This is a genomic window from Salmonella sp. A29-2 (assembly GCF_020150755.1).
GTDB classification, from domain to species: domain Bacteria; phylum Pseudomonadota; class Gammaproteobacteria; order Enterobacterales; family Enterobacteriaceae; genus Salmonella; species Salmonella enterica.
In genome coordinates, this window is sequence record NZ_CP083731.1 from 1684160 (window position 1) to 1710548 (window position 26389).

Genomic DNA, 26389 nt, shown 5'->3' on the forward strand with positions numbered 1-26389 from the left:
CGAGGTGAGTCGCGTTATAATTCATCTTCAATAAGAAAAAGAAGCAATTCGAAACCGTGATAATTAATCTGATGGTGGATTTTTTCCCGTACAACCGGCTTCGCTTTCCAGGCAATACCGGTGCCAGCATGTTCTAACATCGGCAGATCGTTGGCGCCATCACCGCAGGCAATAATATTCTCCGTGGCAATATTTAACCGGGCAGCCAGGTCAACCAGCGTCTGTTTTTTGTTTGCGGCATTCATAATCGGCAAAGTAATGTTATCCGTCAGAACGTTATCGCGTATTTCAACCGTATTCGAAAAGGCATAATCTAGTTGATACCGTTCTTTTAGACGCTGGGTGAATATATCCAGTCCCCCGGAGATAATCGCGGTTTTAAATCCTTTGGCCTTGATGACTGGCAGAATAGTTAACAGGCCTGGCGAAAGGGTCATGCGATCGCATACGGCGTTCAGCACTGCTTTCGGTGTGCCTTTCAACATTCCGATACGTCGGGTAAAACTGGCGTTAAAATCAAGCTTGCCCTCCATCGCCTGTTGGGTAATGGCGGTGATTTGCGTCGACATGCCAAGCTCGCGGGCAATTTCATCCACGCCTTCTTCCGCAATAAATGTCGAGTCCATATCAAACGCGATAATACCGTTAGCAGGCAGTGGCTGCGGCTTAATAAAAAAATCAAACTGCCATTGCAATGAGAGTTCGCGTAAATAGCGATAAAATTCAGGCGTCAGACATTCCGCTGGCAGCGTAAGCTTTAAATAAGCGGTATTGATAAGCGCGGCATAACGTTTATCAAATAATAGCGGAAACGGCATGGTGACGGCATTAAATAACGTTTCCTGTAATTTTTTCTGAAACGTATCGATATCCTGTGTAGTAATAAAATAAATAATGCTCATATGATAACTCCCTTAATTTACGGGTATTATAATGGCTCTTTTGCGGCGTGGAATCTCGTGCTATCACAGATATCACAGCCAGAAAAGGGCTAAAAAAGCGTTGTTTTTGATACCAGGTAAAGTTCAGACACAAAAGGTATCACTTTTGATATGCCAACTGTGCGAGGATGTTATTTATTACTGAACGTGAATGAGACTGAAAGGATTGATATAACGATGGAGAGTTGCCTTGATATATTCAAAATAGTAATAGGTCCATCCAGCTCACGTACCGTAGGGCCGATGCGCGCCGCCTGTCACTTTATTTCATTGCTCAGAGAACAAGAGACGTTGCCGCTAATTCGGGAAATTGAAATCGAGCTGTATGGCGCGTTATCGTTAAGCCGCAAGTGCCACAATGTGGATACCGCCCTTTATCTTGGGCTGCTGGGTTGCCAGCCGGAGAATGTCGATCTCCGTTCGCATATGGCGGTGATTAAGCGTGCGGAAAATGAAAACAAAATCGAACTCCCGCTCTCCGACGCGGGCGGAATCACGATAAAAGTCAAGATTATCGCCAATCACCAGGCGCATCCTGGCCATCCTTATGCCATGACGTTTCGCGCCAGGGATGATTATTTTACGGTGTATGAAGAGACCTGGTTTTCTACCGGCGCCGGGCAGGTTCGTAAACATGGCGAGCCGCTGACGCCATCGCTTCCTTTGCGTACAGTGTCGCCCTTTGAATTTAGTCATGCCGCGCAGTTGCTGGCGCTGTGTCGGCGTAACGGCCTGTCCGTGGCGGCGCTGATGATGAAAAATGAGCTGTGCCGCCACTCGCCACAGACGTTGCAGAATTATCTGGCGCAAATATGGGACGTGATGCAGCAGGCGGTTTATCGCGGCCTGCATACTGAGGGGGTATTACCCGGTCCCTATCAGGTACCGCGGCGCGCCTGTGCGTTACATAAGACGTTACAGGCTAACCGCTCCGCCAGCGATTTTTTAACCGCGCTGAACTGGGTCAATGCCTTCGCGATTGCGGTAAGCGAAGAAAATGCCAGCGGCGGACAGATTGTTACCGCGCCAACTAATGGCGCGTGCGGCATCATTCCGGCAGCGCTCTGCTGGTATGATAAATTTGTCACGCCGCTGGAGCCCGGTGATCTGACCCGTTTCTTCCTGACCGCCGCCGCTATCGCGATGTTGTTTAAACAAAACGCCTCTATTCTGGGATCTGAAGTTGGCTGTCAGGGGGAAATCGGCGTGGCGTGCTCAATGGCGGCGGCGGGCCTGGCTGAACTGATGGGCGCATCCGTGGAGCAAACGCTGAGCGCCGCTGAAATTGCCATGGAACATCATCTGGGATTGACCTGCGATCCGCTGGGCGGGCAGGTACAAATTCCCTGCATAGAGAGAAACGCCATCTCTGCCGTGAAAGCGATAAACGCGGCGACGATGGCGATGAGTCGCGTAAGCGAACCCTGTATTTCGCTCGATGAGATCATTGCTGCGATGTACGAGACCGGTAAAGACATGAGCGCTAAATACCGTGAAACGTATCATGGTTCGCTGGGGAAAATTCAGCCGCGCAAGAGAGGGTAACAGCGTGAAATACAATACGATGAATAACGATGAGATTATCCTGTCGTTGTGCGCCCGCTTAAAGGAGACGCGTCTGTCTCTTTCGATGACCCAGCAGCAGCTTGCCGATCGCGCGCACGTTGGCATCGCTACCATCAAGCGTATCGAGAAGGGGGGAGGGCTCAATCTTGATACGTTAATTTCTCTCCTGCGGGCGCTGGATAAGTTGCATAATCTTGATGCGGTGCTGTTTGAATCCGAGCTGCGTAATTTTCACGAAAGTTATGAAGGCGGAGAGGGCAGCGGCCGCCTTCAGGTACGCCAGCAGGCCGCGGATTTAAATAATAAATCTTCCGCGCCGCAGTCGGAGGAGGTGAATTACAGCGCGGCGCTGGAAAATTCATTATGTTGGTGACGTCTCACGCTCGTCCCGTAAATACCGGGCATGAAAGCGCAGATGGTCCTCGATGAAGGACGCAATAAAATAATAGCTATGATCGTAGCCAGGCTGGATTCGTAGCGTCATCGGCCAGGCGGTTTGCCGCGCGGCTTCCGCCAGTACGGCGGGCTGAAGCTGATCGGCGAGGAATTGATCGCTGTCGCCCTGATCGATGAGCACAGGAATGGCGTCCTGCGGCTGGCTGGCCAGCATTAATTCGCAGCTATCCCACTCAGTCCAGGCTGATTCATCTTCGCCGAGATAAGCGGTAAGCGCTTTGATTCCCCACGGCACGCGGCTGGGGTTGACGATAGGCGCAAAAGCAGAGACGCTGGTGTATTTGCCCGGATTTTTCAGCGCCATGATTAATGCGCCGTGGCCGCCCATCGAGTGCCCGCTGATGGCGCAACGGTCGCTGACGTTAAACTGTGTCTGGATAAGCGCCGGAAGCTCATCGCGCAGGTAATCGTACATGCGATAATGGCTGGCCCAGGGCGGCTGTGTGGCATTGAGATAAAACCCGGCGCCGTGGCCTAAATCGTATCCGCTATCGTCGGCGACCTGTTCACCGCGTGGACTGGTATCCGGCATCACCAATACAATGCCCAGTTCTGCTGCGATACGCTGCGCGCCTGCTTTGGTGGTAAAATTCTCATCATTGCAGGTCAACCCGGACAACCAGTACAGTACCGGAGGCGGTTCATTATCCTGAGTCGGCGGAAGAAAAATGCTGAATGTCATGGCGCAGTTTAGCGTGGCGGCATGATGACGCCAGCGCTGCTGCCAGCCGCCAAAACATCGGTGCTCTTCGAGCATTTCCATGCGAGGGCTCCTTTTATGGTGAACCTGATAAGGTATGCAGATTCTTCATAATACAGATTATTCACCGCGTTGTGAGTAACTTTCACTTCCGTAATACATAAACATGCTTCATCATTTAAATAACGTTGCGTTAACAAATATGCCCTTTGTCCTGCCAGCATTCTCGCACCGGAAAAGATGTCATGAAAGGCAGCGACAATTTCAACAATTATGGGCGTGAATACTGGATTATGTGCGCTACCTCACGCACAATAATCACACTGTCACAATATTGACAAACTTTGCCCCATGCAGGGCAGAGGCGCCACACCTGCAGGAGAACACGATTAATGCCATCACTCAGTAAAGAAGCGGCCCTGGTTCATGACGCGCTGGTTGCCCGGGGGCTGGAAACGCCGCTGCGCCCGCCTATGGATGAACTGGATAATGAAACGCGAAAAAGCCTTATCGCAGGGCATATGACTGAGATTATGCAGTTGCTGAATCTCGATTTGAGCGATGACAGTCTGATGGAAACGCCGCATCGTATCGCTAAGATGTACGTTGACGAGATTTTCGCTGGCCTCGACTATGCCAATTTCCCGAAAATTACCCTCATTGAAAATAAAATGAAGGTGGATGAAATGGTCACCGTCCGCGATATCACGCTGACCAGCACCTGTGAACATCACTTCGTGACCATTGATGGCAAAGCGACCGTCGCGTATATCCCCAAAGATTCCGTGATCGGCCTGTCGAAAATTAACCGCATCGTGCAATTCTTCGCCCAGCGTCCGCAGGTTCAGGAACGTTTGACCCAACAAATTCTGACGGCGCTGCAAACCTTGCTCGGCACCAATAATGTAGCGGTATCGATTGATGCGGTGCATTACTGCGTGAAAGCGCGCGGTATTCGTGACGCAACCAGCGCCACGACGACGACGTCGCTGGGCGGATTGTTTAAGTCCAGCCAGAATACGCGCCAGGAGTTTCTGCGTGCCGTTCGCCATCATCCATGATTAAGGCGGAGACGATGGAGCGTAATGTCACGCTGGATTTTGTACGTGGCGTCGCTATCCTCGGTATCCTGCTTCTTAACATTAGCGCCTTTGGATTGCCGAAGGCGGCTTATCTCAATCCCGCCTGGTACGGCGCGATCGTTCCCGAAGACGCCTGGTCCTGGGCGATTCTCGATATTGTGGCGCAGGCTAAGTTTCTTACGCTGTTCGCGTTGTTGTTTGGCGCGGGGCTACAAATGCTGCTTCCGCGTGGTAAACAGTGGATTCAGTCGCGCTTGACGCTATTGGTACTGTTAGGTTTTATCCATGCGTTATTCTTTTGGGACGGCGACATTCTGCTGGCCTACGGTCTGGTCGGGTTAATTTGCTGGCGACTGATACGCGATGCGCCTTCGGTAAAAAGCCTGTTCAATACCGGCATACTCCTTTATCTGGTCGGGATTGGCGTGCTACTGCTGCTGGGCGTGGTATCGAGTAGCGAAACCAGCCGCGCCTGGACGCCGGATGCGTCGGCAATATTGTATGAAAAATACTGGAAGCTGAACGGCGGCATGGAGGCTATCAGCAACCGGGCAGAGATGCTGTCGAATAGTTTACTGGCGCTCGGCGCGCAGTATGGCTGGCAACTGGCAGGTATGATGCTGCTGGGCGCCGCGCTAATGCGTAGCGGCTGGCTGAAAGGTCAGTACAGTCTGCGGCACTATCGTCGTACTGGGGTTCTGCTGGTGGCGTTAGGGCTAATGATCAACCTGCCTGCGGTCATTTTACAATGGCGGCTGGACTGGGCGTACCGCTGGTGTGCCTTCTTATTGCAGGCGCCGCGCGAACTGAGCGCGCCGTTGCAAACGCTGGGCTATGCCGCGCTGATGTTTGGCTTCTGGCCGCAGCTTAGCCGATGCAGACTGACGCTTGCCATTGCCTGCGTAGGGCGAATGGCGCTGACCAATTATCTGCTGCAGACGATCATCTGTACCACACTGTTTTATCAGTTTGGCTTATTTATGAAATTCAATCGACTGGAACTCTTGTTCTTTGTCGTTCCGGTATGGGCAATAAACCTTCTCTTTTCCGTCATCTGGCTACGTTTCTGGCGACAGGGACCGGTCGAGTGGTTATGGCGTCAACTCACGTTGCGCGCGTCAGGATCGCTCAGATAACGATCTGGATCACATTCATTAACAAAATGGCTGTAACCGTTTCCATCCCTGTGATGTTTCTCACGCAGCCCTGGGCAGGGTGCTGACAAAATAGCCGCCTGCTAACGGGGCATTTGTGAGCATTTTTGAACTCAAACAGGGCAGTGAATATGATCACCATTCGTGATGTAGCGCGCCAGGCTGGCGTGTCTGTAGCGACCGTTTCCCGCGTACTGAATAACAGCGCGTTGGTCAGTCCCGACACCCGTGACGCCGTTATGCAGGCCGTCACCCTGCTGGGGTATCGGCCAAATGCGAATGCGCAAGCGCTGGCCACTCAGGTGAGCGATACCATCGGCGTCGTGGTCATGGATGTTTCCGATGCCTTTTTCGGCGCTCTGGTGAAAGCCGTAGATCTGGTCGCGCAGCAGCACCAGAAATATGTTCTCATTGGCAACAGTTATCATGAGGCGGAAAAAGAGCGCCATGCGATTGAAGTCTTGATCCGTCAGCGTTGTAACGCATTGATTGTTCACTCAAAAGCCTTAACCGATCGCGAGCTGAGCGACTTTATGGATCAGATCCCCGGTATGGTGCTGATTAACCGTATCGTGCCGGGTTATGCGCATCGTTGTGTCTGTCTCGACAATGTGAGCGGCGCCAGAATGGCGACCCGAATGTTGCTGAATAATGGACATCAACGCATCGGCTACCTGGCCTCCAGCCACCGTATTGAAGATGACGCGATGCGCAGAGAAGGGTGGTTACACGCGCTGCAAGAGCAGGGGGTTGCTGCGTCGGAGAGCTGGATTGGCACCGGCACGCCGGATATGCAGGGCGGCGAGTCGGCAATGGTTGAGTTGCTGGGACGCAATCTGCAACTGACGGCGGTATTTGCCTATAACGATAACATGGCGGCGGGCGCGCTGACGGCGTTAAAAGATAACGGCATCGCCATTCCCTTGCATCTGTCTGTCATCGGTTTCGATGATATCCCTATTGCTCGTTATACCGATCCTCAGTTGACTACCGTGCGCTATCCTATTGCTTCTATGGCGAAAATCGCGACCGAGCTGGCGTTACAGGGGGCCGCAGGCACGCTGGATATCACGGCGACGCACTGCTTTATGCCGACCCTGGTACGGCGCCATTCGGTGGCGTGGCGACAGAATGCGGTACTGATCACTAACTGATTACGCCCCGCATGTAACCGTTTTCAATCTGTGAGTAAATTCACAGTTTATTAACATTGTGATAGCTATGATGACAACGTTTGTCGCACTGTAACTAATGTGTAACAGTTAGTTGTCAGTTTTGCTGGGGTATTTCGCTTATAAAAACCGTTATCACAATATCCCGCGACTACCGGACAAAAATAAAGAGTTGAATAAGAGCTTATCCCATTAGGGCTATTTTACTTGCCATTTTGGTCCTGGGCAGTGCTCGCCAAAACGCGTTAGCGTTTTGAACGCCGCTAGCGGCGGCCCGAAGGGCGAGCGTAGCGAGTCAAACCTCACGTACTACGTGTACGCTCCGGTTTTTGCGCGCTGTCCGTGTCCAAACTGGCTGCGCCAATAACGCCTGGTGGGATAGGCTCTAAATACGCTTCGGCGTTCAGTAACACGCGTTAACATGCTGAACAGCCGGGCATTTTTTTACGCTATACCCTACATAATAAAACCGGAGCTACCATGAATAAGAAGGTACTGACCCTTTCTGCCGTGATGGCAAGTCTGTTATTCGGCGCGCACGCGCACGCGGCTGATACTCGTATTGGCGTGACGATTTATAAATATGACGATAACTTTATGTCCGTGGTGCGTAAGGCTATTGAAAAAGATGGCAAATCCGCGCCGGATGTTCAGCTACTGATGAATGACTCGCAAAACGATCAATCTAAACAGAATGATCAAATTGACGTTTTATTGGCGAAAGGGGTTAAAGCTCTGGCGATTAACCTGGTCGACCCGGCAGCCGCCGGTACGGTGATTGAGAAAGCGCGCGGGCAAAATGTGCCGGTGGTGTTCTTTAACAAAGAGCCTTCCCGCAAAGCGCTGGACAGCTATGACAAGGCGTATTATGTCGGGACTGACTCTAAAGAATCCGGTGTGATTCAGGGCGACTTGATTGCCAAACACTGGCAGGCGAATCAGGGTTGGGATCTGAATAAAGACGGTAAAATTCAGTATGTTCTGCTGAAAGGCGAGCCGGGGCACCCGGATGCGGAAGCCCGTACGACGTATGTGGTGAAAGAATTAAATGATAAAGGTATTCAGACCGAGCAACTGGCGTTAGACACCGCCATGTGGGATACCGCGCAGGCAAAAGATAAGATGGATGCCTGGCTGTCTGGCCCGAACGCTAACAAGATTGAAGTGGTTATCGCGAATAACGATGCGATGGCGATGGGCGCGGTAGAGGCGCTGAAAGCGCATAATAAATCGTCGATTCCGGTCTTTGGCGTCGATGCGTTACCGGAAGCTCTGGCGTTGGTGAAATCGGGCGCGATGGCCGGTACGGTACTGAATGACGCCAACAATCAGGCGAAAGCGACATTCGATCTGGCGAAAAACCTCGCCGAAGGCAAGGGCGCGGCTGACGGCACCAACTGGAAGATTGAGAACAAAATCGTGCGCGTGCCTTATGTCGGCGTGGACAAAGACAATCTGAGCGAATTTACCCAAAAATAACTTTTCCGTCTGTGGGCGCAATTTTGTTGCGCCCTGAAACCGTGGAAGGGTGACGCGCCGCAGACCGGATAACGTATTTCTTTTGCCATCCGGCGCGGATAGTCATAATTAAAAAGGCCGACAGGGTATCATTATGGGCAGCACGATCTCTCCGTCGTCGGGTGAATATTTGTTGGAAATGCGTGGCATTAACAAATCATTTCCCGGCGTGAAAGCGCTTGATAATGTCAACTTAAACGTTCGTCCGCACTCTATTCATGCATTAATGGGCGAAAACGGCGCAGGCAAATCAACATTATTAAAATGTCTTTTCGGTATTTATCAAAAAGACTCCGGCAGCATTGTATTTCAGGGAAAAGAAGTGAACTTCCATTCGGCGAAAGAAGCGCTGGAGAATGGGATTTCGATGGTACACCAGGAGTTAAATCTGGTATTGCAACGTTCGGTCATGGATAACATGTGGTTGGGACGTTATCCCACCAAAGGTATGTTTGTCGACCAGGATAAAATGTACCAGGATACCAAAGCGATATTTGATGAGCTGGATATCGATATTGACCCGCGCGCGCGCGTGGGAACGTTATCCGTTTCGCAAATGCAGATGATCGAAATTGCGAAGGCGTTTTCCTATAATGCTAAGATCGTTATTATGGATGAACCGACCTCATCGTTAACTGAGAAAGAGGTTAATCATCTGTTCACCATTATTCGCAAGCTGAAAGAACGTGGCTGCGGAATTGTTTATATCTCGCATAAAATGGAAGAAATTTTTCAATTGTGCGATGAAATTACTATTTTGCGCGACGGTCAGTGGATTGCCACCCAGCCGCTGGAAGGGCTGGATATGGATAAGATCATTGCGATGATGGTCGGGCGTTCCCTGAACCAGCGCTTTCCGGATAAAGAAAATAAGCCGGGCGATGTGATTCTGGAGGTCCGTCACCTGACCTCGCTGCGCCAGCCTTCCATTCGCGATGTCTCCTTTGATTTGCACAAGGGCGAAATTCTGGGCATTGCTGGTCTGGTTGGGGCAAAGCGTACCGATATCGTCGAAACGCTGTTTGGCATTCGTGAGAAGTCGTCCGGGACAATCACTTTACATGGCAAGAAAATTAATAATCACACTGCGAACGAAGCGATTAACCACGGTTTTGCGCTGGTGACGGAAGAGCGTCGTTCCACCGGAATTTACGCCTATCTGGATATCGGGTTTAACTCATTAATTTCGAATATCCGTAATTATAAAAATAAAGTGGGGTTACTGGATAATTCCCGGATGAAAAGCGACACCCAATGGGTCATTGATTCCATGCGGGTAAAAACGCCGGGGCATCGCACGCAAATTGGTTCGCTTTCCGGCGGCAATCAGCAAAAGGTGATCATTGGTCGCTGGCTATTAACGCAGCCGGAAATATTAATGCTGGACGAACCGACCCGCGGCATTGATGTCGGCGCAAAGTTTGAAATTTATCAGCTTATTGCGGAACTGGCGAAAAAAGGCAAGGGGATCATCATTATCTCTTCTGAAATGCCGGAGCTGTTAGGGATTACCGATCGTATCCTGGTGATGAGTAACGGTCTCGTTTCCGGCATTGTCGATACTAAAACAACAACGCAAAACGAAATTTTGCGTCTTGCTTCTTTGCACCTTTAAGATCAGGGGCTCCTTATGAGTGCGTTAAACAAGAAAAGCTTTTTGACCTGGCTGAAAGAGGGCGGAATTTACGTCGTTCTTTTAGTGCTGCTGGCGATTATTATTTTCCAGGACCCGACTTTTTTAAGTTTGCTGAATTTAAGTAATATTCTGACGCAATCTTCGGTACGTATTATTATCGCGCTGGGCGTGGCGGGACTCATCGTCACCCAGGGGACAGACCTGTCGGCGGGGCGTCAGGTAGGGCTGGCGGCGGTCGTGGCGGCAACATTACTGCAATCAATGGAAAACGCCAATAAAGTGTTTCCGGAAATGGCGACCATGCCGATTGCGCTGGTCATCCTGATTGTCTGCGCGATTGGCGCGGTGATTGGCCTGGTGAACGGCATCATCATTGCTTACCTGAACGTGACGCCGTTTATTACCACGCTTGGCACGATGATTATCGTTTATGGGATCAACTCCCTTTACTATGACTTTGTCGGCGCTTCGCCCATTTCCGGCTTTGACAGCGGCTTTTCCACCTTTGCACAGGGCTTTGTGGCGATGGGCAGTTTCCGGCTCTCATACATCACCTTTTACGCTCTGATTGCGGTAGCGTTTGTCTGGGTGCTGTGGAATAAGACCCGTTTTGGTAAAAACATTTTTGCTATTGGCGGCAACCCGGAGGCGGCGAAAGTTTCTGGCGTAAACGTGGCGCTGAACCTGCTGATGATTTATGCGCTCTCCGGCGTGTTTTATGCCTTCGGCGGCTTACTGGAAGCAGGGCGTATTGGTTCTGCCACCAACAACCTCGGCTTTATGTATGAACTGGATGCGATTGCCGCGTGCGTTGTCGGGGGCGTATCGTTTAGCGGCGGAGTGGGGACGGTCTTCGGCGTGGTGACCGGCGTCATTATCTTTACCGTCATCAACTATGGCCTGACCTATATCGGGGTAAACCCGTACTGGCAGTACATTATCAAAGGCGGCATTATCATTTTCGCCGTGGCGCTGGACTCGCTGAAATACGCGCGTAAGAAGTAGTTATCCAGACCTATTACTTTGCTTATCAGATAACCCGGCGCAGCGAAACTGCGCGCCGGGCTTCATACCGCGAGCTACAGCGTTAACGCGTGCTCTTTTTCGCCTTTTTTAAATTTGACCTCGCCTAAATCAATACAGGCGACCGGGCAGACATGACCGCACAGCAGACAACCGACGCATTTTTCCGTATTGCAATGCGGCGTGCGGCTGTGTTCATCCCACTCCATCGCCTGATGGCCGCCGTCATAGCAGGAGATATAGCAACGTCCGCAGCCGACGCATTTCTCCTGATTAATCCGCGGATAGACGATATAGCTGCGATCCAGATCTTCCGCCGGGATAATATTGCCATTCGCCAGCCCGATCATCTCCTGTAATGAGGCAAATCCCTGATCGGCCAGATAGTGGCTGAGGCCGCTCGCCATATCTTCTACAATGCGGTAACCGTATTGCATAATGCCTGTCGTCACCTGTAGGGTCGCCGCGCCCAGCAGCAGAAATTCGGCAGCGTCTTCCCAGGTTTCAATGCCGCCGATACCGCTAATCGGGAAATCGCGCAGTTCAGGGTGCATTCGCAACTGCTGGATAAAACGCAGCGCAATGGGTTTCACCGCTTTTCCTGAATAACCGGAGATACTGGATTTACCGTTAACCACCGGCATCCCGATTTTGCGGTTCAGGTCGATGTTAGTAATGGACTTCACGGTGTTGATGGTGGCGATACCGTCGGCTCCGCCGCGTTTGGCGGCCAGCGCGACTTCACACATATCGCCAATATTCGGCGTCATTTTCGCCAGCATTGGCAAAGATGAACCGCGTTTTACGGCGCGGCAGTATTTTTCAACCAGCTCCGGGCTTTGCCCTACATCGCTTCCCATGGCGTGCGAGGTCATCTGCGGGCAAGAGAAGTTACACTCAATCATATCCGCGCCGGCTTCTTCAACCAGACGCGCCAGTTCCTGCCACTGCTGCTCATTTTCCCCCATGATGGAAGCAATCAGCACCTTATCCGGATAATCCTGTTTTAGCCGTCGAATGGCGGCCAGATTCTCTTCCAGCGGATGCTCAGCAATTTGCTCCATGTTTTTGAAACCAATAAAACCGGTATCTTCTTTCGTCAGGTGGTCAAAACGTGGAGAGACTTCGTTGGCAATAAAAAAACCAATGGTTTTAAAAACGATCCCGCCCCAGCCGGTATCATAGGCTTTGGCGCACATCTCATAACAGTTGCCTACCGGAGAAGAAGAAAGACAAAACGGATTGGGAAACTTAACGCCGCAAAAGGTAACAGACAAATCTTTTGTTAACATGAGCAGGCCTCCTCTAAATAATGATGAATAGCCTGAGCGGCTTCTTTTCCGGTTTTTACCGCATAAACGACGGTCTTATCACCTTTAACAATATCGCCAGCGGCAAAGATCGCCGGGTCGTCGGTTTGATAATTGTGCGTGTCGATAATATTATGCTGCGCTTTTATCTCCGCAAAGGTATCCAGTCGCGCGTGCTGCCCCACGGCCAAAATAATATTTTCCGCTTCCAGCGTCAGTTCTCCTGAGTGGCGTACATGGTGGAAGGTCACTTTATTTCCGCTGACGGCGACAGGCGTAAAACCATCAATAATCGATACGCCTAATGCCTGCGTGCTGGTAAATTCTTTTTCGCTGGCGGGGAATTCGGCTAATTCTTCCCGCGCCACGCAGGTGACGGAAGGACAGCCGAGAATTTTTAACGTACTGGCGACATCCATCGCTACGTCGCCGCCGCCAATAATTAATGCGCTACGCGGAACGCTAATATCGCCGTCGGCCTGACGGGCGCGCTGTAAAAAATCAACGGCAATCTCTACGTGACTGGCTTGCTCAAATAACGGTAAATCAGAGCCACAGGACATCCCGACGGTCATCAGCACGGCGCGATATTCGGCTTTGAGTTGCGCAAGCGATAGCGACCCGCCCACCTCACAATTACATTTAATATTGACGCCCATTTCTACAATGCGGGCAATTTCCTGATCGAGTACGCTTTGCGGCAGACGAAATGCCGGGATGCCGTGACGCAGCCATCCGCCGGGCTGCGGCTGTTTTTCGTAAATGGTGACGTCATAGCCTAAATGCGTGAGCGTCACGCTTGCCTGCAAACCTGCCGGACCCGCGCCAATAATCGCGACTTTCCCGCGTGTTTTACTCCCGGGCTGATAAATCTGCATGGCAGTCTGCTGTTCAAAATCGGTAATAAAACGTTGCAGGCGTGCAATATCAATAGGTTTATCTATTCCGGAACGTGTACATCCGCGCTGGCATAATTTTTCCGTCGGACAGACTCTGGCGCAGACAGCGCCAAGCGCGTTATTTTCCCGGATAGTTTCCGCTGCGCCTTTAAAATTGCGAAAGTAAATAGAACGAATAAATTTCCCCGGATCGGTTTGCGCCGGGCAAGCCTGACTACAGGGCGCATCGTGACATAATAAACAACGTGAAGCCTCTTTTATTGCCAGTAATGGCGTAAAACCAGGCGTGAGTTCATCCAGATAATTTTGTTGCGGCATATAATCTTCCTTAATGCTTGAATAAATTAAGGCGAAACGCAAATAACGCGTTTTAATGATCTAAAATCTACCGCCAGCCTAAGCATTGAAAGAAGGGTATTCTGTGAAAGAATTCACAAAAAAATGAAACCAGAATGCAAAACAGCATTTGTTCCTTATATCATAATAATAACTATTCTCAATTTTAAAGGGATAATAAATAGATTAACGATAAAAAAGAAGATAAATAATCATTCCAGTAAATAAAAAACCGCAACCGGTATAAAGAAAAAGATAAGACCAATATTGTACGGGATCGGCATGGCGATAAACATAAACCGGTTTTCGCGCATTTTTGACAACTTTATCTACCGCGCCGGTTCGCCAGCCTTTCCAGGCCTCACGGAAGCAAAAAAGCGGGAGTAGCAGAAAGGCTAATATGACAAATATCGTCTGTACATCCATGATCATTTCCCTTTTTTCTTTTCCAGTTCAAGCAATTGTTCCGGCGTAACGGCCGGATACCCCTGGGCGTCATTCGGCACCTGATGCTGCGTGGGAATAGGTACCAGCGGGCCTAAAAAACGCGGTTCGCGTTTAAAAATATAGAGATCCGCCAGCGCGCTAAAGCGGGCGCCAAATTCGCGCAGGCGCACTGTCAGCATATTTTTGGGTGAAGGTACCGCGTAACACTGCGCCTGAATGCCCATATGCAACGCAATAAACAAGGCGCGTTCGCAGTGGAAGCGCTGAGTGATGATAATAAAGTCGTTGGTATCAAACACTTTGCGGGTACGCACAATGGAGTCAAGCGTACGGAAGCCAGCGTAATCAAGCACAATGTCCGCAGGATCGACGCCCGCCGCGATAAGGTCTTTGCGCATGGTCATCGGTTCGTTATAGCTTTGCAGGGCATTGTCGCCGCTGAGCAGCAGGTAATTGACTTTACCGCTATTGTAAGCGTTTAACGCGCCCTGAATACGGTAACGATAGTACTGATTAATGACACCCTTACGATAGTATTTGGCTGTCCCTAACACGACGCCAACCTGGCGGTAGGGAAGATCCTGTAGCTCGTCATAGATATAGGGCGCTGTTTTCCAGCTCATCCACCGATCGAGGCCAAGCACCGTCAACAGCAGCAAGCCTACCAGGACCAACAGGCTGTAAAACACGCGCTTTAACATGCAGGAAACTCGATACCAGGATGAAAGTACGATCAGGCTACTGTACCCGAAGACGTAGCGCAAGAAACCGCCGTCTGATTGCGGAGATTTTCAGCATGATTTCCCTTGTATCGAGTCGCGGGAGAGGAGAGTCAGGCCGGATAAGACGCCAGTGCGTCGCTATCCGGCACATTTGCTTAGCCGAGAAGCACGCGGTCAATATTATGGCAACCTAACGCTTTCAGCGTTGCGGCGGTGGCATCCCATTGAATTAATGCCGCATCGCCTTTTTCCGCCAGAATCGCGCGCTGAATATCCGCATAGTCATAGCCATTGAGACTCAGCAGGTTTAGCGCGCCTTGCAGCGGGGGAAGCGTAGGGTTAAAGGCGGCGTTTTCCGCATAGCTGCCGGTGAAAATACGGCCATCTTTACATTCCAGCGCCACGCCGCTCGGTGAGTGGCTATAAGGCATATGGCTCTTATTGGCTGCCGTAATCGCCGCTTGCGTTAGCGTATCGCCCGTTAACGTAAAGCCATGATCCTGCTCGTCCATCAGCAGCGTTTTGATCTCCAGATCTTTTGGCCCGAAAGCGTCAGGCAGATAATCGCGTAACGTATGCGGCGCGCGGCCCGGCAGATGAATGCGCAGATCCAGACCGCTGTTCAGCTCGTTCATAAACTGGCGACAGTGGCCGCAAGGGGTGTAGTTAACGGTGACGGCGGCGAGCCCTTTTTCGCCGCGTAGCCAGGCGTGGCTAATCGCGCTTTGTTCAGCATGCACAGTTTGTTGCATGGTGGCGCCCAGGAACTCCATATTCGCGCCGAAATACCAGTTGCCGCTAACGCCGCGCGCAATCGCGCCGACGTTAAAATGGGACAAATCGGTACGGGCGCAGGCCGCCGCCAGAGGTAACAGTGCGAAAGCCAGCGCGTCTTCGTCCAGTCCCGCCGTATTTTTAAGCGTCGAGACCTGCTCTGCGGTCAGCATGGCGGGAAAATGGTGGTCCGCCAGGATAGGGGCCAGCGCTGATTGCAAATTATCCGCAAGCTGGGCAAAAGCAGTTTGAAAACGTGGATGCATGGCGTTGCCTCATAACAATGTAATGGAACCGTAGTTTACGGGCCTGCTATGTCTTAATATGTGATCTAAATCTCATTGCTTGTGCAACTTGTGAAACTTAAATGAAAAATGCGCGACGTATCGCAAATTTTAACCCGGTCTTTTGTCCCGTCGTTAGCGCATTACCGCCAGAATGAGCGGAAACAAAAAGGGCGCTACCAGCGAGGTAATAATGCCGCAGATCACCAGCGCCAGGGAGCTAAACGCGCCTTCCTGGTAATCCAGCTCGGCGCAGCGCGCAGTACCGAGCGCATGTGAGGCGGTCCCCATTGCCAGCCCGCGTGCGGCCTTAGTACGGATGTGCATCGCGTTTAACAGCGTGTGGCCAAACACCGCGCCCAGAATACCGACAAAAATTACGCATACCGCGCTGATCGCGGGGATGCCGCCGATGCTGCCGCCCACCGCCATCGCGATAGGCGTAGTCACGGATTTAGGCAGTACCGATGCCGCGATTTCAGGCGTTGCGCCCATCAGCAAGGCAACGGATGTCCCGGTAATCATCGCTACCAGACTGCCGACAAAACAGATGCTAATAATGGATTTCCAACGCGCGCGAATCTGGTGCAACTGTTCATAAAGGGGATAGGCCAGCGCTACCACCGCCGGTTGCAGCAGATCGTTAAGTACTTCGCTGCCTTTGAAGTAGTGCTCGTAGGGAATACCGGTCAGCAACAGAAAAGGAATAATGACTACCATTGCCACCAGCAGCGGATTCAGCAACGGCATTTTAAAATGCGCCGCCAGTCTGCGGGCGGCGAAAAATACCACCAGCGTCAGCGGTAACGACCACCAGATATATGTCATCATTTTTTCGTTCCCTTCTGCCCAACCACTTTACGTTCACCGTGTATCAGATGTGAACTCCAGCTTACGACCACAAAAACGACCAGCGTACTGATAGCGCAAGAGACCACCACCGGGCCGAATTGCGCGCGCAGTAAATCAAAATATTGCATGACCCCAACGCCAATCGGCACAAACAGCAACGCCATATAACGAATCAGCACATAGCAGCCGGGGTTAACCCACTTTGCCGGCAGAATTTGCAGCGCCAGCAACACAAACAGAATTAACATCCCAATAATGCTGCCGGGAATAGTGATAGGAAGCAGTGATGCAAGAAAAATGCCTGCGTACAAACAGGCATAAATCAATACAAAAGCGCGTATATATTGCCAGATAATATTCAGTGACTTACTCATGTTTAAAGCCCTTGATGAGATGGATTCATCATACAATTAAACGTTAAAACGTGCTACCGATCACATCATGAATTCTTAGCATAGTGGGTATAGACAGCAGGAACATCGGGCAATGCCCCTGGTCGGCGGCGTTAAACCTGGGCTAAAAAATACAAAAAGCGACTCAGGGCCAAAGACGGCGTCTCATTCTTACGCCAGAACATCCCTACGCTGCCTTTTTGCTCAATTTTTGGCAAGTTTAAAATCGCCAGTTGCCCCTGGCTGGCATAGCGTTGCGCCAGCCGTAAAGAAAGAATAGAGATCATATCGCTGCTTTGCAGCAAATTGGTGCTGACGTTCATTGACGCCGATTCAATGGTATTTTCCGGGAGCATGACGCCGTTATCGACGAGGGCGTTATCAATACTGATGCGAATAGGAGTGCCGGTTGGCCAGACTATCCATCGCCAGTGCGCCAGATCGCTCCAGGCGATCTGCGCTCGCGCGGCCAGCGGATGGTGCGGACGCGCCACAAAGCAGACCGGCTCGGTATAAAGTACCTGATAATTAAGCGGCAGTTGCAGGGCGCGGCCGCCGACACGCCCTACCACCACATCCACCTGACCGGCAAGCAAATCGTGCAGCAGCGGCGTCATTACCTTTTCTTCAATATTCAGATGCAGCGTCGGCATTTCGTTAAGCAGGCTCAGAATCGCCTGTGATACGCAGTCAGTCGCCACGGGCGAACAGCCGATCTTCAGGCTGCCAACCAGGCCGCCCTGCTTGAAACGGGCGATTTCATACTGTGAACGCTCCAGATCGTTAATTAGGCGCTGGGCGTGCTGGAGCAGTAATTTACCGCCTTCCGAGGGCCGTAGCCCTTTACTGTGGCGCTCAAAAAGCGTGATGCCTATCTCATCTTCGAGTTGAGATAACCACTTCGATAGCGCCGGCTGGGAGATATTCATCATCCGGGCGACGTGCGTCAGGTTGCCCTGTTCGCCCAGCGCAACCAGCGTTTGCAGGTGATGTAATTTCAATTTCTGCGCCCAGTTCGCCATTCGCTATAACCTCCAGGTTATGTCTCTGCCTGAAAAGCCATTGTACATTTTATCGCTCACTCTACAAACTCGTAACATAGCAAACATAAAAACAACATCTATCTCCCTGCACTGAGGCATTAGCTATGACTCAACGACGTGATCTACAAGCCCTTATTGATGCCGCGCCCGTCGGCAAAATGCAGTGGCGCGTTATCATCTGCTGTTTTCTGGTGGTTATGCTCGACGGTTTCGACACCGCCGCGATTGGCTTCATCGCCCCGGATATTCGTACTCACTGGCAGCTAAGCGCCAGCGAACTTGCGCCGCTGTTTGGCGCAGGGCTGCTGGGGCTTACGGCCGGCGCGCTGCTATGCGGGCCGCTGGCGGATCGTTTTGGCCGCAAGCGGGTCATTGAGCTTTGCGTGGCGCTATTCGGCGCATTGAGCCTGCTTTCCGCTTTCTCGCCGGATATAGAAACCCTGGTGTTGCTGCGCTTCTTAACCGGTCTGGGACTGGGCGGAGCGATGCCGAATACCATCACCATGACGTCGGAATACCTTCCCGCTCGTCGACGCGGAGCGCTGGTCACGCTGATGTTCTGCGGTTTTACCCTGGGGTCGGCGATGGGCGGGATTGTGAGCGCGCAACTGGTGCCGCTGATTGGCTGGCACGGAATTCTGGCGCTAGGCGGCATCTTGCCTTTGATGCTGTTTTTCGGCCTGCTGTTCGCGCTGCCGGAATCTCCCCGCTGGCAGGTACGTCGCCAACTACCGCAAGCCGTTGTCGCCCGGACGGTCAGCGCCATTACCGGCGAGCGCTATCACGATACGCAATTCTTTCTGCATGAGGCGGCAGCCGTCGCCAAAGGCAGTATTCGCCAGCTTTTTGCCGGGCGACAGCTTGTCATTACCCTGATGTTATGGGTGGTGTTCTTTATGAGCCTGCTCATTATCTATCTGCTTTCCAGCTGGATGCCGACGTTACTTAACCATCGCGGTATTGATCTGCAACAGGCGTCGTGGGTGACTGCCGCATTCCAGGTTGGCGGCACGCTTGGCGCGCTGTTACTCGGCGTGTTGATGGACCGGCTTAACCCGTTCCGGGTACTGGCGGTGAGCTATGCGCTGGGCGCGGTTTGCATTGTCATGATAGGCCTGAGCGAAAACGGCCTTTGGCTGATGGCGCTGGCGATTTTTGGTACCGGCATCGGTATTAGCGGTTCCCAGGTCGGGCTTAATGCTCTGACGGCGACGCTGTACCCCACCCAAAGCCGGGCGACGGGCGTGAGCTGGTCGAACGCCATTGGACGCTGCGGGGCGATTGTCGGTTCGCTCTCCGGCGGCATGATGATGGCCCTCAATTTCTCTTTCGATACGTTGTTTTTTGTCATTGCTATTCCGGCGGCTATCAGCGCGGTAATGCTTACCCTGCTGACGGTGGTTGTCCGCCTTTCGATTTCTGTACCTGACGACCTGCCGCGTGCCAGCGTCGTAAACGAATAAGGAGAATCTCCATGTCTGAAATAAATCAGAACGTAAAAGATAGCCGTCAGCAGTATTACCAGCATATTTCCGGGCAGAATCTGACGCCGCTGTGGGAATCGTTACATCACCTGGTACCGCAGACGCCAAACGCCAACTGCGCGCCGGCCTACTGGAATTATCAGGAAATTCGTCCGCTACTGATGGAAAGCGGCAATGTCATTGGCGCGAAAGAGGCGATCCGCCGGGTGCTGGTGCTGGAAAATCCGGCATTGCGCGGTCAGTCGTCGATCACGGCGACCTTATACGCTGGTTTACAGCTGATCCTGCCCGGCGAAGTCGCGCCGAGTCATCGCCATAACCAGTCGGCGCTGCGTTTTATCGTCGAAGGTAAAGGCGCATTTACCGCGGTGGACGGCGAGCGCACGCCAATGCATACCGGCGATTTTATCCTGACGCCGCAGTGGCGCTGGCACGATCATGGTAATCCGGGATCAGAGCCGGTGGTATGGCTGGATGGTCTGGATCTGCCGTTAGTCAATCTCCTGGGCTGTGGTTTTGCGGAAGACTATCCCGAAGATCAGCAGCCGGTGACGCGAAAAGAGGGCGATTATCTGCCGCGCTATGCAGCGAATATGCTGCCGCTGCGCCACCAGCGCGGGAACTCGTCGCCGATTTTCAACTACCGTTACGACCGCAGCCGCGAGGCGCTGCACGATCTGACCCGTATGGGCGATCCGGATGAGTGGGAAGGTTACAAGCTGCGTTACGTTAATCCCGTCACCGGCGGTTATCCGATGCCGTCGATGGGCGCGTTCCTGCAACTGCTGCCAAAAGGCTTTGCCTCGCGTGTGGCGCGGAGCACCGACAGCACTATCTACCACGTCGTTGAAGGGGCAGGACTGGTCACTATCGGCAACGAAACTTTTCATTTTTCCGCAAAAGACATTTTTGTGGCGCCGACCTGGCATGAGGTGTCGTTTCGCAGCAGCGAAGACACGGTGTTATTCAGCTTTTCGGACAAGCCGGTTCAGGAAGCCCTGGGGCTGTTCCGCGAAGCACGTTATTAATTAGGGAGAGAGAACATGACCAAATATGTATTCCAGCCGCAGGCCCCGGTGACAGTACCCGTGGCGGGCAGCGATGAGCAGTTTCCGGTACGTCGCGTTTACTGCGTGGGTCGCAACTATGCCGCCCATGCCCGTGAAATGGGCTTTGATCCCGATCGCGAACCGCCGTTCTTCTTTTGTAAACCAGCGGACGCTGTCGTCCCGGTAGCGGAGGGGGATACCCTGGAACTGCCGTATCCGGCGCAGACCGATAACTACCATTATGAAATTGAGCTGGTGGTGGCGATTGGTAAAAAGGGGAGCGATATTCCGCTCGAAAAAGCCCATGAATATGTCTGGGGATACGCCACCGGTCTGGACATGACGCGTCGCGATCGTCAGATGGAAATGCGTCAGATGGGACGCCCGTGGGAAATCGGCAAAGCGTTCGATCTCTCCGCGCCCATTGCGCCATTACACAAAGCCGCTGAAACGCATAATGTGGATAACGCCCCTATTTGGCTACAGGTTAACGGCGAAGACCATCAACGCAGCGATATTCGTCACCTGATTTGGTCGGTGAATGAAACCATCAGCTATTTGTCCGGCTTTTTTGAATTGCAGCCAGGTGATTTGATTTTCACCGGTACGCCAGAGGGGGTGGGCGCAGTGGTGAAAGGGGATGTTATCACCGGGAACGTAGAAGGTCTGACGCCGATTGCTGTGAAAATTGTCTGAGGTGAACGATGAAGCTGTACAGTTTCTTTAATAGTTCGGCGTCTTATCGTGTACGTATTGCGCTGGCGTTAAAGGGGATTGATTACCAGACGGTGGGCGTCAATATTCGTATCGGCCAGCAGAATGAGCTGGCCTACCGACGGATGAATCCGGTAGGCCTGGTGCCGACGCTGGTCACTGATGACGGCGAATCGTTGGGGCAATCACTGGCCATCGTCGACTGGCTGGACCGACATTTTCCGCAAACGCCGCTGCTGCCGACGAGCGACCCGGCGCGCAGCCAGGCGCTGGAAATTGTCTACGCTATCGCCTGCGATATACACCCAATCAATAACATGCGCGTGTTGCGCTACCTGACCGATGAGCTGAAGGTTAGCGAAGAGGATAAAAAACGCTGGTACGCCCACTGGATACAGCAAGGGTTAAGCGCGGTAGAGCAGCTATTGCGTAAAAGTCAGTCCGGACGATTCTGCGTGGGCGACGCGCCAGGCCTTGCGGACTGCTGCCTGATTCCGCAGTGGGCGAATGCGCTCAGGATGGGCTGCGATTTATCAGGCTATCCGCGCTGTAAAGCCGTTTATGACGCCTGCGTACAGCTACCGGCGTTTATTGCCGCCGCGCCGGAAAATCAACAAGATAAAATCCCGGCCTGAAAAGGAGAATGACCATGACTCACGTGACAAGCGCAATTATTGTAGGTGGCGGAATCGGCGGCGCGGCGACCGCGCTGTCGCTGGCGCGCCAGGGAATAAAAGTCATGCTGCTGGAAAAAGCGCACGAAATTGGCGAGATTGGCGCGGGTATTCAGCTTGGGCCGAACGCTTTTTCGGCGCTGGATAGTCTCGGGGGGGGCGATGTTGCCCGCCAGCGTGCGGTGTTTACCGATCACATTACCATGATGGATGCCGTGAATGCCGAAGAAGTGGTATGCATTGAAACCGGACAGGCGTTCCGCGACCATTTTGGCGGGCCGTATGCGGTAATTCACCGGGTAGATATTCATGCAACGGTATGGGAAGCGGCGCTGACGCACCCTGGCGTGGAGTATCGTACCTCGACCCATATTGTCGATATCCGCCAGACGCCGGATGACGTTACGGTGTTTGATGAGCAGGGAAATAGCTGGACGGCGGATATTCTCGTGGGCTGCGACGGCGTTAAATCGGTCGTGCGGCAAAGTTTACTCGGCGATGCGCCGCGCGTAACGGGGCATGTAGTTTATCGGGCGGTGATTGATTGCGACGATATGCCGGACGATTTACGTATTAACGCACCGGTGCTGTGGGCAGGCCCGCATTGTCACCTGGTCCATTATCCGCTCCGTGGAGGCCAACAGTACAATCTGGTGGTGACATTCCACAGCCGCCAGCAAGAAGAGTGGGGCGTGAAAGACGGCAGTAAAGAAGAGGTGCTCTCTTATTTTGCCGGTATTCATCCCCGCCCGCGTCAGATGTTGGATAAGCCGACCTCCTGGCGCCGCTGGTCGACCGCCGATCGCGAGCCGGTCGCGAAATGGGGAACCGAGCGTATCACTCTGGTGGGCGACGCCGCGCATCCGGTGGCGCAATATATGGCCCAGGGGGCCTGTATGGCGCTGGAAGACGCCGTCACGCTGGGCAAAGCGCTGGAACGCTGCGACGGCGACGCGCAGCAGGCATTTGCGCTGTATGAGTCGGTGCGTATTCCCCGCACGGCGCGTATCGTCTGGTCTACCCGCGAGATGGGGCGTCTCTATCACGCCGCCGGGGTGGAGCGTCAGGTACGTAATCTGTTGTGGAAAGGAAAATCGCAGGAGGCGTTTTATCGCGGTATCGAATGGCTGTACGGCTGGAAAGAAGATAACTGTCTTGAGCCGCGTTGAGCGCTTTACGTGACGTAGCGTGGCGTTTGCGCCGCCACCCGGCAAAAAGTTTTGCTCATCGCAGAGAGGCGTTATGATAGCGCCTCTTTTTTTGCTGTGGATACCGATATGCGTGTTTTACTGGCGCCGATGGAAGGCGTGCTCGACGCGTTAGTGCGCGAGCTGCTGACCGAAGTGAATGATTACGATCTCTGCATCACCGAATTTGTGCGCGTGGTGGATCAGCTGCTGCCGGTAAAAGTGTTTCATCGCATCTGCCCGGAGTTGCATCACGCCAGCCGCACGCCGTCCGGCACGCCGGTGCGTATTCAGCTTCTGGGCCAGCACCCGCAGTGGCTGGCGGAAAACGCCGCGCGGGCGACGGCGTTGGGATCGTATGGCGTGGACCTGAACTGCGGCTGTCCGTCAAAAGTGGTGAACGGCAGCGGCGGCGGCGCGACATTGCTCAAAGATCCCGAACTCATCTATCAGGGCGCGAAAGCGATGCGGGCCGCGGTACCGTCGCATCTGCCGGTGACGGTAAAAGTGCGTCTCGGCTGGGATAGCGGCGATAGAAAATTTGAAATCGCCGATGCGGTGCAGCAGGCCGGCGCCAGTGAACTGGTGGTGCATGGCCGTACCAAAGCGCAGGGCTACCGCGCCGAGCATATCGACTGGCAGGCGATCGGCGAAATACGCCAGCGTCTGACTATTCCGGTTATCGCGAATGGCGAAATCTGGGACTGGCAGAGCGCGCAGGCATGTATGGCGGCCAGCGGCTGCGATGCGGTGATGATTGGCCGTGGGGCGTTAAATATTCCTAACCTGAGCCGGGTGGTGAAGTATAACGAACCGCGTATGCCGTGGCCGGAAGTGGTAACGTTATTACAAAAATATACCCGACTGGAAAAGCAGGGCGATACCGGTTTATACCATGTCGCGCGTATTAAACAGTGGTTGGGATATTTACGTAAGGAATATATTGAGGCGACGGAACTCTTTCAGTCGATTCGGGCGTTAAACCGTTCGTCCGAGATTGCGCGGGCGATTCAGGCTATTAAAATCTAATCTCTACAGCGTCCAGAACGTGTGCCGGACAGATACTATCGCTGCCCGGCGCAGGAATCAGAAAATCATCTTAAACACGCCCGTTACCACCAACAGCCCAATCAGAAAAATAATTAAGATTGCCCATAGAAGAATTTTCATTGTTTGTCCCTTTATTGGTAAATACAAACAAAGTATAGGAAAGTATTAAGCCATCTGCTGCTTTGTTGGGCGCGGCGACGTTTAACTCATGAAGGCTGCTGGCGCGTATTGCAGCAAAATCGTTCATTTATTAACGGGTTAATGGGACTTTACATTGAATCATTACATCAAAAAATGTATCAGATGAAATTATTTGCTAATCATATAAATTTCAAAATATGTCTTTTGTTGTCTGATGATGTATTGCCACGCGTAACTAAAAAATAGATCGTCGTAAGACGTACTCTCTGCGCACCTTTTTTTATCAGAACACCTCCATGAATCGTAATTCTTTCCTTGCCGCGACAGCGAGCTTACCGCTTTTTATTTTGCTGGCGGGCTGCGCCCCCATGCACGATACCCGCCAGTCGCTGACCCAGCAGACGCCCTCTTCTCATGTTGATTCCAGCCTGCCGGCGGCATTGAAAAACGGTTGGCCGGATAGCCAGTGGTGGAAGGCGTATCACGATACGCAGCTTGACGCGCTGATTGATAATGCCATACAGCATTCGCCGGATATGCAGGTGGCTGAACAGCGTATTCAACTGGCGGAAGCGCAGGCGAAAGCGGTTGAGGCGCAGGACGGCCCGCAGCTCGACTTTTCTGCCGACATTGAGCGCCAGCGAATGTCCGCGGAAGGACTGATGGGGCCATTCGCGATTACCGACCCCGCGGCGGGAACGACCGGGCCGTGGTATACCAACGGTACATTCGGCCTGACGGCGGGCTGGGATCTGGATTTATGGGGGAAAAACCGCGCTGAAGTTACCGCGCGAATCGGGGCGGTCAAAGCGCGCGAAGCGGAGCAGGAGCAGACCCGACAATTGCTGGCAAGCGGCGTGGCGCGACTCTACTGGGAGTGGCAGACGCAGGCGGCGCTGAAAAATGTGCTGATGCAAATCGAGCAAGAGCAGCAAAACGTGGTGACGGTAAACCGGGAGCTGTATCAACACGGTATTACTTCTTCTGTTGAAGGGGTCGAGACCGATATCGACGCCAGCAAAACCCAGCAGCAGCTGAATGACGTTAACGGTAAAATGAAGGTGATTGAAGCGCGGCTCAGCGCGTTAACCAATACGCAATCGGCGGCGCTCAAGCTGCGTCAGGTGAGTCTCCCCGCCGTTGAAAGCCAGTTACCGTCGCAACTGGGGTATTCGTTGCTGGCGCGCCGGGCGGATCTACAGGCCGCGCACTGGTACATTGAATCCTCGTTGAGCAGCATTGACGCCGCGAAGGCCGCGTTTTATCCCGATATCAATCTGATGGCTTTTTTACAGCAGGATGCGTTACATCTGAGCGATCTGTTCCGCCATTCCGCACAGCAATATGGCATTACCGGCGGGCTGACGCTGCCGATTTTCGACAGCGGCAGGCTGAATGCCAACCTCGATATCGCCAAAGCGCAAAGCAACCTTTCTATCGCCAACTACAACAAAGCGGTGGTAGATGCGGTTAATGATGTGGCGCGCGCCGCCAGTCAGGTAGAGACGCTGGCGCAGAAAAACCAGCATCAGCAGCAGATTGAGCATGATGCGCAGCGTGTGGTCGGTCTGGCGCAAGCGCGCTTTAATGCCGGTATTATTGCGGGTTCCCGCGTGAGCGAGGCCAAAATCCCGGCACTGCGCGAGCAGTGTAACGGCTTGCTGTTGCAGGGCCAGTGGCTGGATGCCTCTATTCAGCTTACCAGCGCGCTGGGCGGCGGTTATCATTCCTGATTTTTCCGAATGATTCAGACAGGGTTCCTATACTTAGGCTGTGTATGAAT

At 52.7% G+C, this 26389-nt stretch carries 26 protein-coding genes; 15 read left to right on the forward strand and 11 right to left on the reverse strand.

Annotated features, from left to right (window positions below):
* Positions 1 to 14 precede the first annotated feature (14 nt).
* A complete protein-coding gene (serB, locus tag K8W53_RS08115) occupies positions 15 to 902 on the reverse strand; it encodes a phosphoserine phosphatase SerB (protein WP_000022914.1) in 888 nt (295 codons plus the stop codon).
* 216 nt (positions 903 to 1118) lie between these two features.
* Between serB and K8W53_RS08120 the strand changes: the two genes are divergently transcribed.
* Both K8W53_RS08120 and K8W53_RS08125 read left to right on the forward strand, forming a co-directional pair.
* Positions 1119 to 2486 (forward strand): L-serine ammonia-lyase, encoded by a 1368-nt coding sequence (locus K8W53_RS08120; protein WP_052939441.1) that lies wholly within the window; start codon positions 1119 to 1121, stop codon positions 2484 to 2486.
* Positions 2487 to 2490: 4 nt separating this feature from the next.
* Positions 2491 to 2880: a helix-turn-helix domain-containing protein gene (locus K8W53_RS08125; RefSeq protein ID WP_000876817.1), complete on the forward strand. Its 390-nt coding sequence runs from the start codon at positions 2491 to 2493 to the stop codon at positions 2878 to 2880.
* Here K8W53_RS08125 and fghA read toward each other — a convergent pair.
* On the reverse strand, positions 2869 to 3726 hold the full coding sequence (fghA, locus tag K8W53_RS08130; RefSeq protein WP_000425488.1) for an S-formylglutathione hydrolase: 858 nt from the start codon (positions 3724 to 3726) through the stop codon (positions 2869 to 2871). The two genes, K8W53_RS08125 and fghA, sit on opposite strands and share 12 nt — an antisense overlap.
* Positions 3727 to 4055: 329 nt before the next feature.
* Between fghA and folE the strand changes: the two genes are divergently transcribed.
* The 6 genes from folE to mglC all read left to right on the forward strand — a co-directional run bounded on the left by folE (position 4056) and on the right by mglC (position 11230).
* On the forward strand, positions 4056 to 4724 hold the full coding sequence (folE, locus tag K8W53_RS08135) for a GTP cyclohydrolase I FolE (protein WP_001139611.1): 669 nt from the start codon (positions 4056 to 4058) through the stop codon (positions 4722 to 4724).
* Positions 4725 to 4738: 14 nt separating this feature from the next.
* A complete protein-coding gene (yeiB, locus tag K8W53_RS08140) occupies positions 4739 to 5881 on the forward strand; it encodes a DUF418 domain-containing protein YeiB (RefSeq protein WP_023224104.1) in 1143 nt (380 codons plus the stop codon).
* A 149-nt stretch (positions 5882 to 6030) separates the two neighbouring features.
* The gene (gene galS / locus K8W53_RS08145; protein ID WP_000628634.1) at positions 6031 to 7053 is read left to right on the forward strand and encodes an HTH-type transcriptional regulator GalS; all 1023 of its coding nucleotides are present in this window, start codon (positions 6031 to 6033) and stop codon (positions 7051 to 7053) included.
* Between the two features lie 498 nt (positions 7054 to 7551).
* Entirely contained in the window at positions 7552 to 8550 is a 999-nt protein-coding gene (gene mglB / locus K8W53_RS08150; protein ID WP_001036942.1) for a galactose/glucose ABC transporter substrate-binding protein MglB, read from the forward strand.
* Positions 8551 to 8683: 133 nt separating this feature from the next.
* Positions 8684 to 10204 carry a galactose/methyl galactoside ABC transporter ATP-binding protein MglA gene (gene mglA / locus K8W53_RS08155; RefSeq protein ID WP_023207067.1) on the forward strand — a complete coding sequence of 507 codons (1521 nt, stop codon included), beginning with the start codon at positions 8684 to 8686 and terminating at the stop codon, positions 10202 to 10204.
* Between the two features lie 15 nt (positions 10205 to 10219).
* Complete coding sequence (mglC, locus tag K8W53_RS08160; RefSeq protein ID WP_001275101.1) at positions 10220 to 11230, forward strand: galactose/methyl galactoside ABC transporter permease MglC; 1011 nt, start codon at positions 10220 to 10222, stop codon at positions 11228 to 11230.
* A gap of 74 nt (positions 11231 to 11304) precedes the next feature.
* Here mglC and preA read toward each other — a convergent pair whose 3' ends face one another.
* From preA to K8W53_RS08200, 8 genes are all read right to left on the reverse strand, one after another.
* On the reverse strand, positions 11305 to 12540 hold the full coding sequence (preA, locus tag K8W53_RS08165) for an NAD-dependent dihydropyrimidine dehydrogenase subunit PreA (protein WP_000956095.1): 1236 nt from the start codon (positions 12538 to 12540) through the stop codon (positions 11305 to 11307).
* The gene (locus K8W53_RS08170) at positions 12534 to 13775 is read right to left on the reverse strand and encodes an NAD(P)-dependent oxidoreductase (RefSeq protein WP_001136405.1); all 1242 of its coding nucleotides are present in this window, start codon (positions 13773 to 13775) and stop codon (positions 12534 to 12536) included. Before K8W53_RS08170 ends, preA begins: the two co-directional genes overlap by 7 nt.
* 204 nt (positions 13776 to 13979) lie before the next feature.
* A complete protein-coding gene (locus K8W53_RS08175) occupies positions 13980 to 14225 on the reverse strand; it encodes a DUF2542 family protein (RefSeq protein WP_000605187.1) in 246 nt (81 codons plus the stop codon).
* A complete protein-coding gene (gene sanA, locus K8W53_RS08180; protein ID WP_000920081.1) occupies positions 14222 to 14941 on the reverse strand; it encodes an outer membrane permeability protein SanA in 720 nt (239 codons plus the stop codon). Before sanA ends, K8W53_RS08175 begins: the two co-directional genes overlap by 4 nt.
* 176 nt (positions 14942 to 15117) lie before the next feature.
* On the reverse strand, positions 15118 to 16002 hold the full coding sequence (gene cdd, locus K8W53_RS08185; RefSeq protein WP_000553526.1) for a cytidine deaminase: 885 nt from the start codon (positions 16000 to 16002) through the stop codon (positions 15118 to 15120).
* A gap of 153 nt (positions 16003 to 16155) precedes the next feature.
* Positions 16156 to 16851 (reverse strand): CidB/LrgB family autolysis modulator, encoded by a 696-nt coding sequence (locus tag K8W53_RS08190; protein ID WP_023195580.1) that lies wholly within the window; start codon positions 16849 to 16851, stop codon positions 16156 to 16158.
* Positions 16848 to 17246: a CidA/LrgA family protein gene (locus tag K8W53_RS08195; RefSeq protein ID WP_000045719.1), complete on the reverse strand. Its 399-nt coding sequence runs from the start codon at positions 17244 to 17246 to the stop codon at positions 16848 to 16850. The genes K8W53_RS08190 and K8W53_RS08195 overlap by 4 nt, the downstream gene beginning before the upstream one ends.
* Before the next feature lie 131 nt (positions 17247 to 17377).
* Positions 17378 to 18286 (reverse strand): LysR substrate-binding domain-containing protein, encoded by a 909-nt coding sequence (locus K8W53_RS08200; RefSeq protein WP_000024658.1) that lies wholly within the window; start codon positions 18284 to 18286, stop codon positions 17378 to 17380.
* 125 nt (positions 18287 to 18411) lie between these two features.
* Here K8W53_RS08200 and K8W53_RS08205 point away from each other — a divergent pair, with 125 nt between their 5' ends.
* The 6 genes from K8W53_RS08205 to dusC all read left to right on the forward strand — a co-directional run bounded on the left by K8W53_RS08205 (position 18412) and on the right by dusC (position 24444).
* Complete coding sequence (locus K8W53_RS08205; protein ID WP_023223813.1) at positions 18412 to 19770, forward strand: MFS transporter; 1359 nt, start codon at positions 18412 to 18414, stop codon at positions 19768 to 19770.
* Between the two features lie 11 nt (positions 19771 to 19781).
* The gene (gene gtdA / locus K8W53_RS08210; RefSeq protein ID WP_001289853.1) at positions 19782 to 20819 is read left to right on the forward strand and encodes a gentisate 1,2-dioxygenase; all 1038 of its coding nucleotides are present in this window, start codon (positions 19782 to 19784) and stop codon (positions 20817 to 20819) included.
* A 15-nt stretch (positions 20820 to 20834) separates the two neighbouring features.
* The gene (locus K8W53_RS08215; protein ID WP_000170626.1) at positions 20835 to 21536 is read left to right on the forward strand and encodes a fumarylacetoacetate hydrolase family protein; all 702 of its coding nucleotides are present in this window, start codon (positions 20835 to 20837) and stop codon (positions 21534 to 21536) included.
* Between the two features lie 8 nt (positions 21537 to 21544).
* Entirely contained in the window at positions 21545 to 22189 is a 645-nt protein-coding gene (maiA, locus tag K8W53_RS08220; protein WP_000781195.1) for a maleylacetoacetate isomerase, read from the forward strand.
* A gap of 14 nt (positions 22190 to 22203) precedes the next feature.
* Entirely contained in the window at positions 22204 to 23397 is a 1194-nt protein-coding gene (locus tag K8W53_RS08225) for a 3-hydroxybenzoate 6-monooxygenase (protein WP_023224572.1), read from the forward strand.
* A 108-nt stretch (positions 23398 to 23505) separates the two neighbouring features.
* Complete coding sequence (gene dusC / locus K8W53_RS08230; protein ID WP_023201579.1) at positions 23506 to 24444, forward strand: tRNA dihydrouridine(16) synthase DusC; 939 nt, start codon at positions 23506 to 23508, stop codon at positions 24442 to 24444.
* A gap of 57 nt (positions 24445 to 24501) precedes the next feature.
* Here the strand turns inward: dusC and yohP are convergent, their stop codons facing one another.
* Positions 24502 to 24585 (reverse strand): small membrane protein YohP, encoded by an 84-nt coding sequence (gene yohP, locus K8W53_RS23960; protein WP_000698460.1) that lies wholly within the window; start codon positions 24583 to 24585, stop codon positions 24502 to 24504.
* 317 nt (positions 24586 to 24902) lie between these two features.
* Here yohP and mdtQ point away from each other — a divergent pair, with 317 nt between their 5' ends.
* Positions 24903 to 26339 (forward strand): multidrug resistance outer membrane protein MdtQ, encoded by a 1437-nt coding sequence (gene mdtQ / locus K8W53_RS08240; protein ID WP_042949018.1) that lies wholly within the window; start codon positions 24903 to 24905, stop codon positions 26337 to 26339.
* The last annotated feature ends 50 nt before the right edge of the window (positions 26340 to 26389 follow it).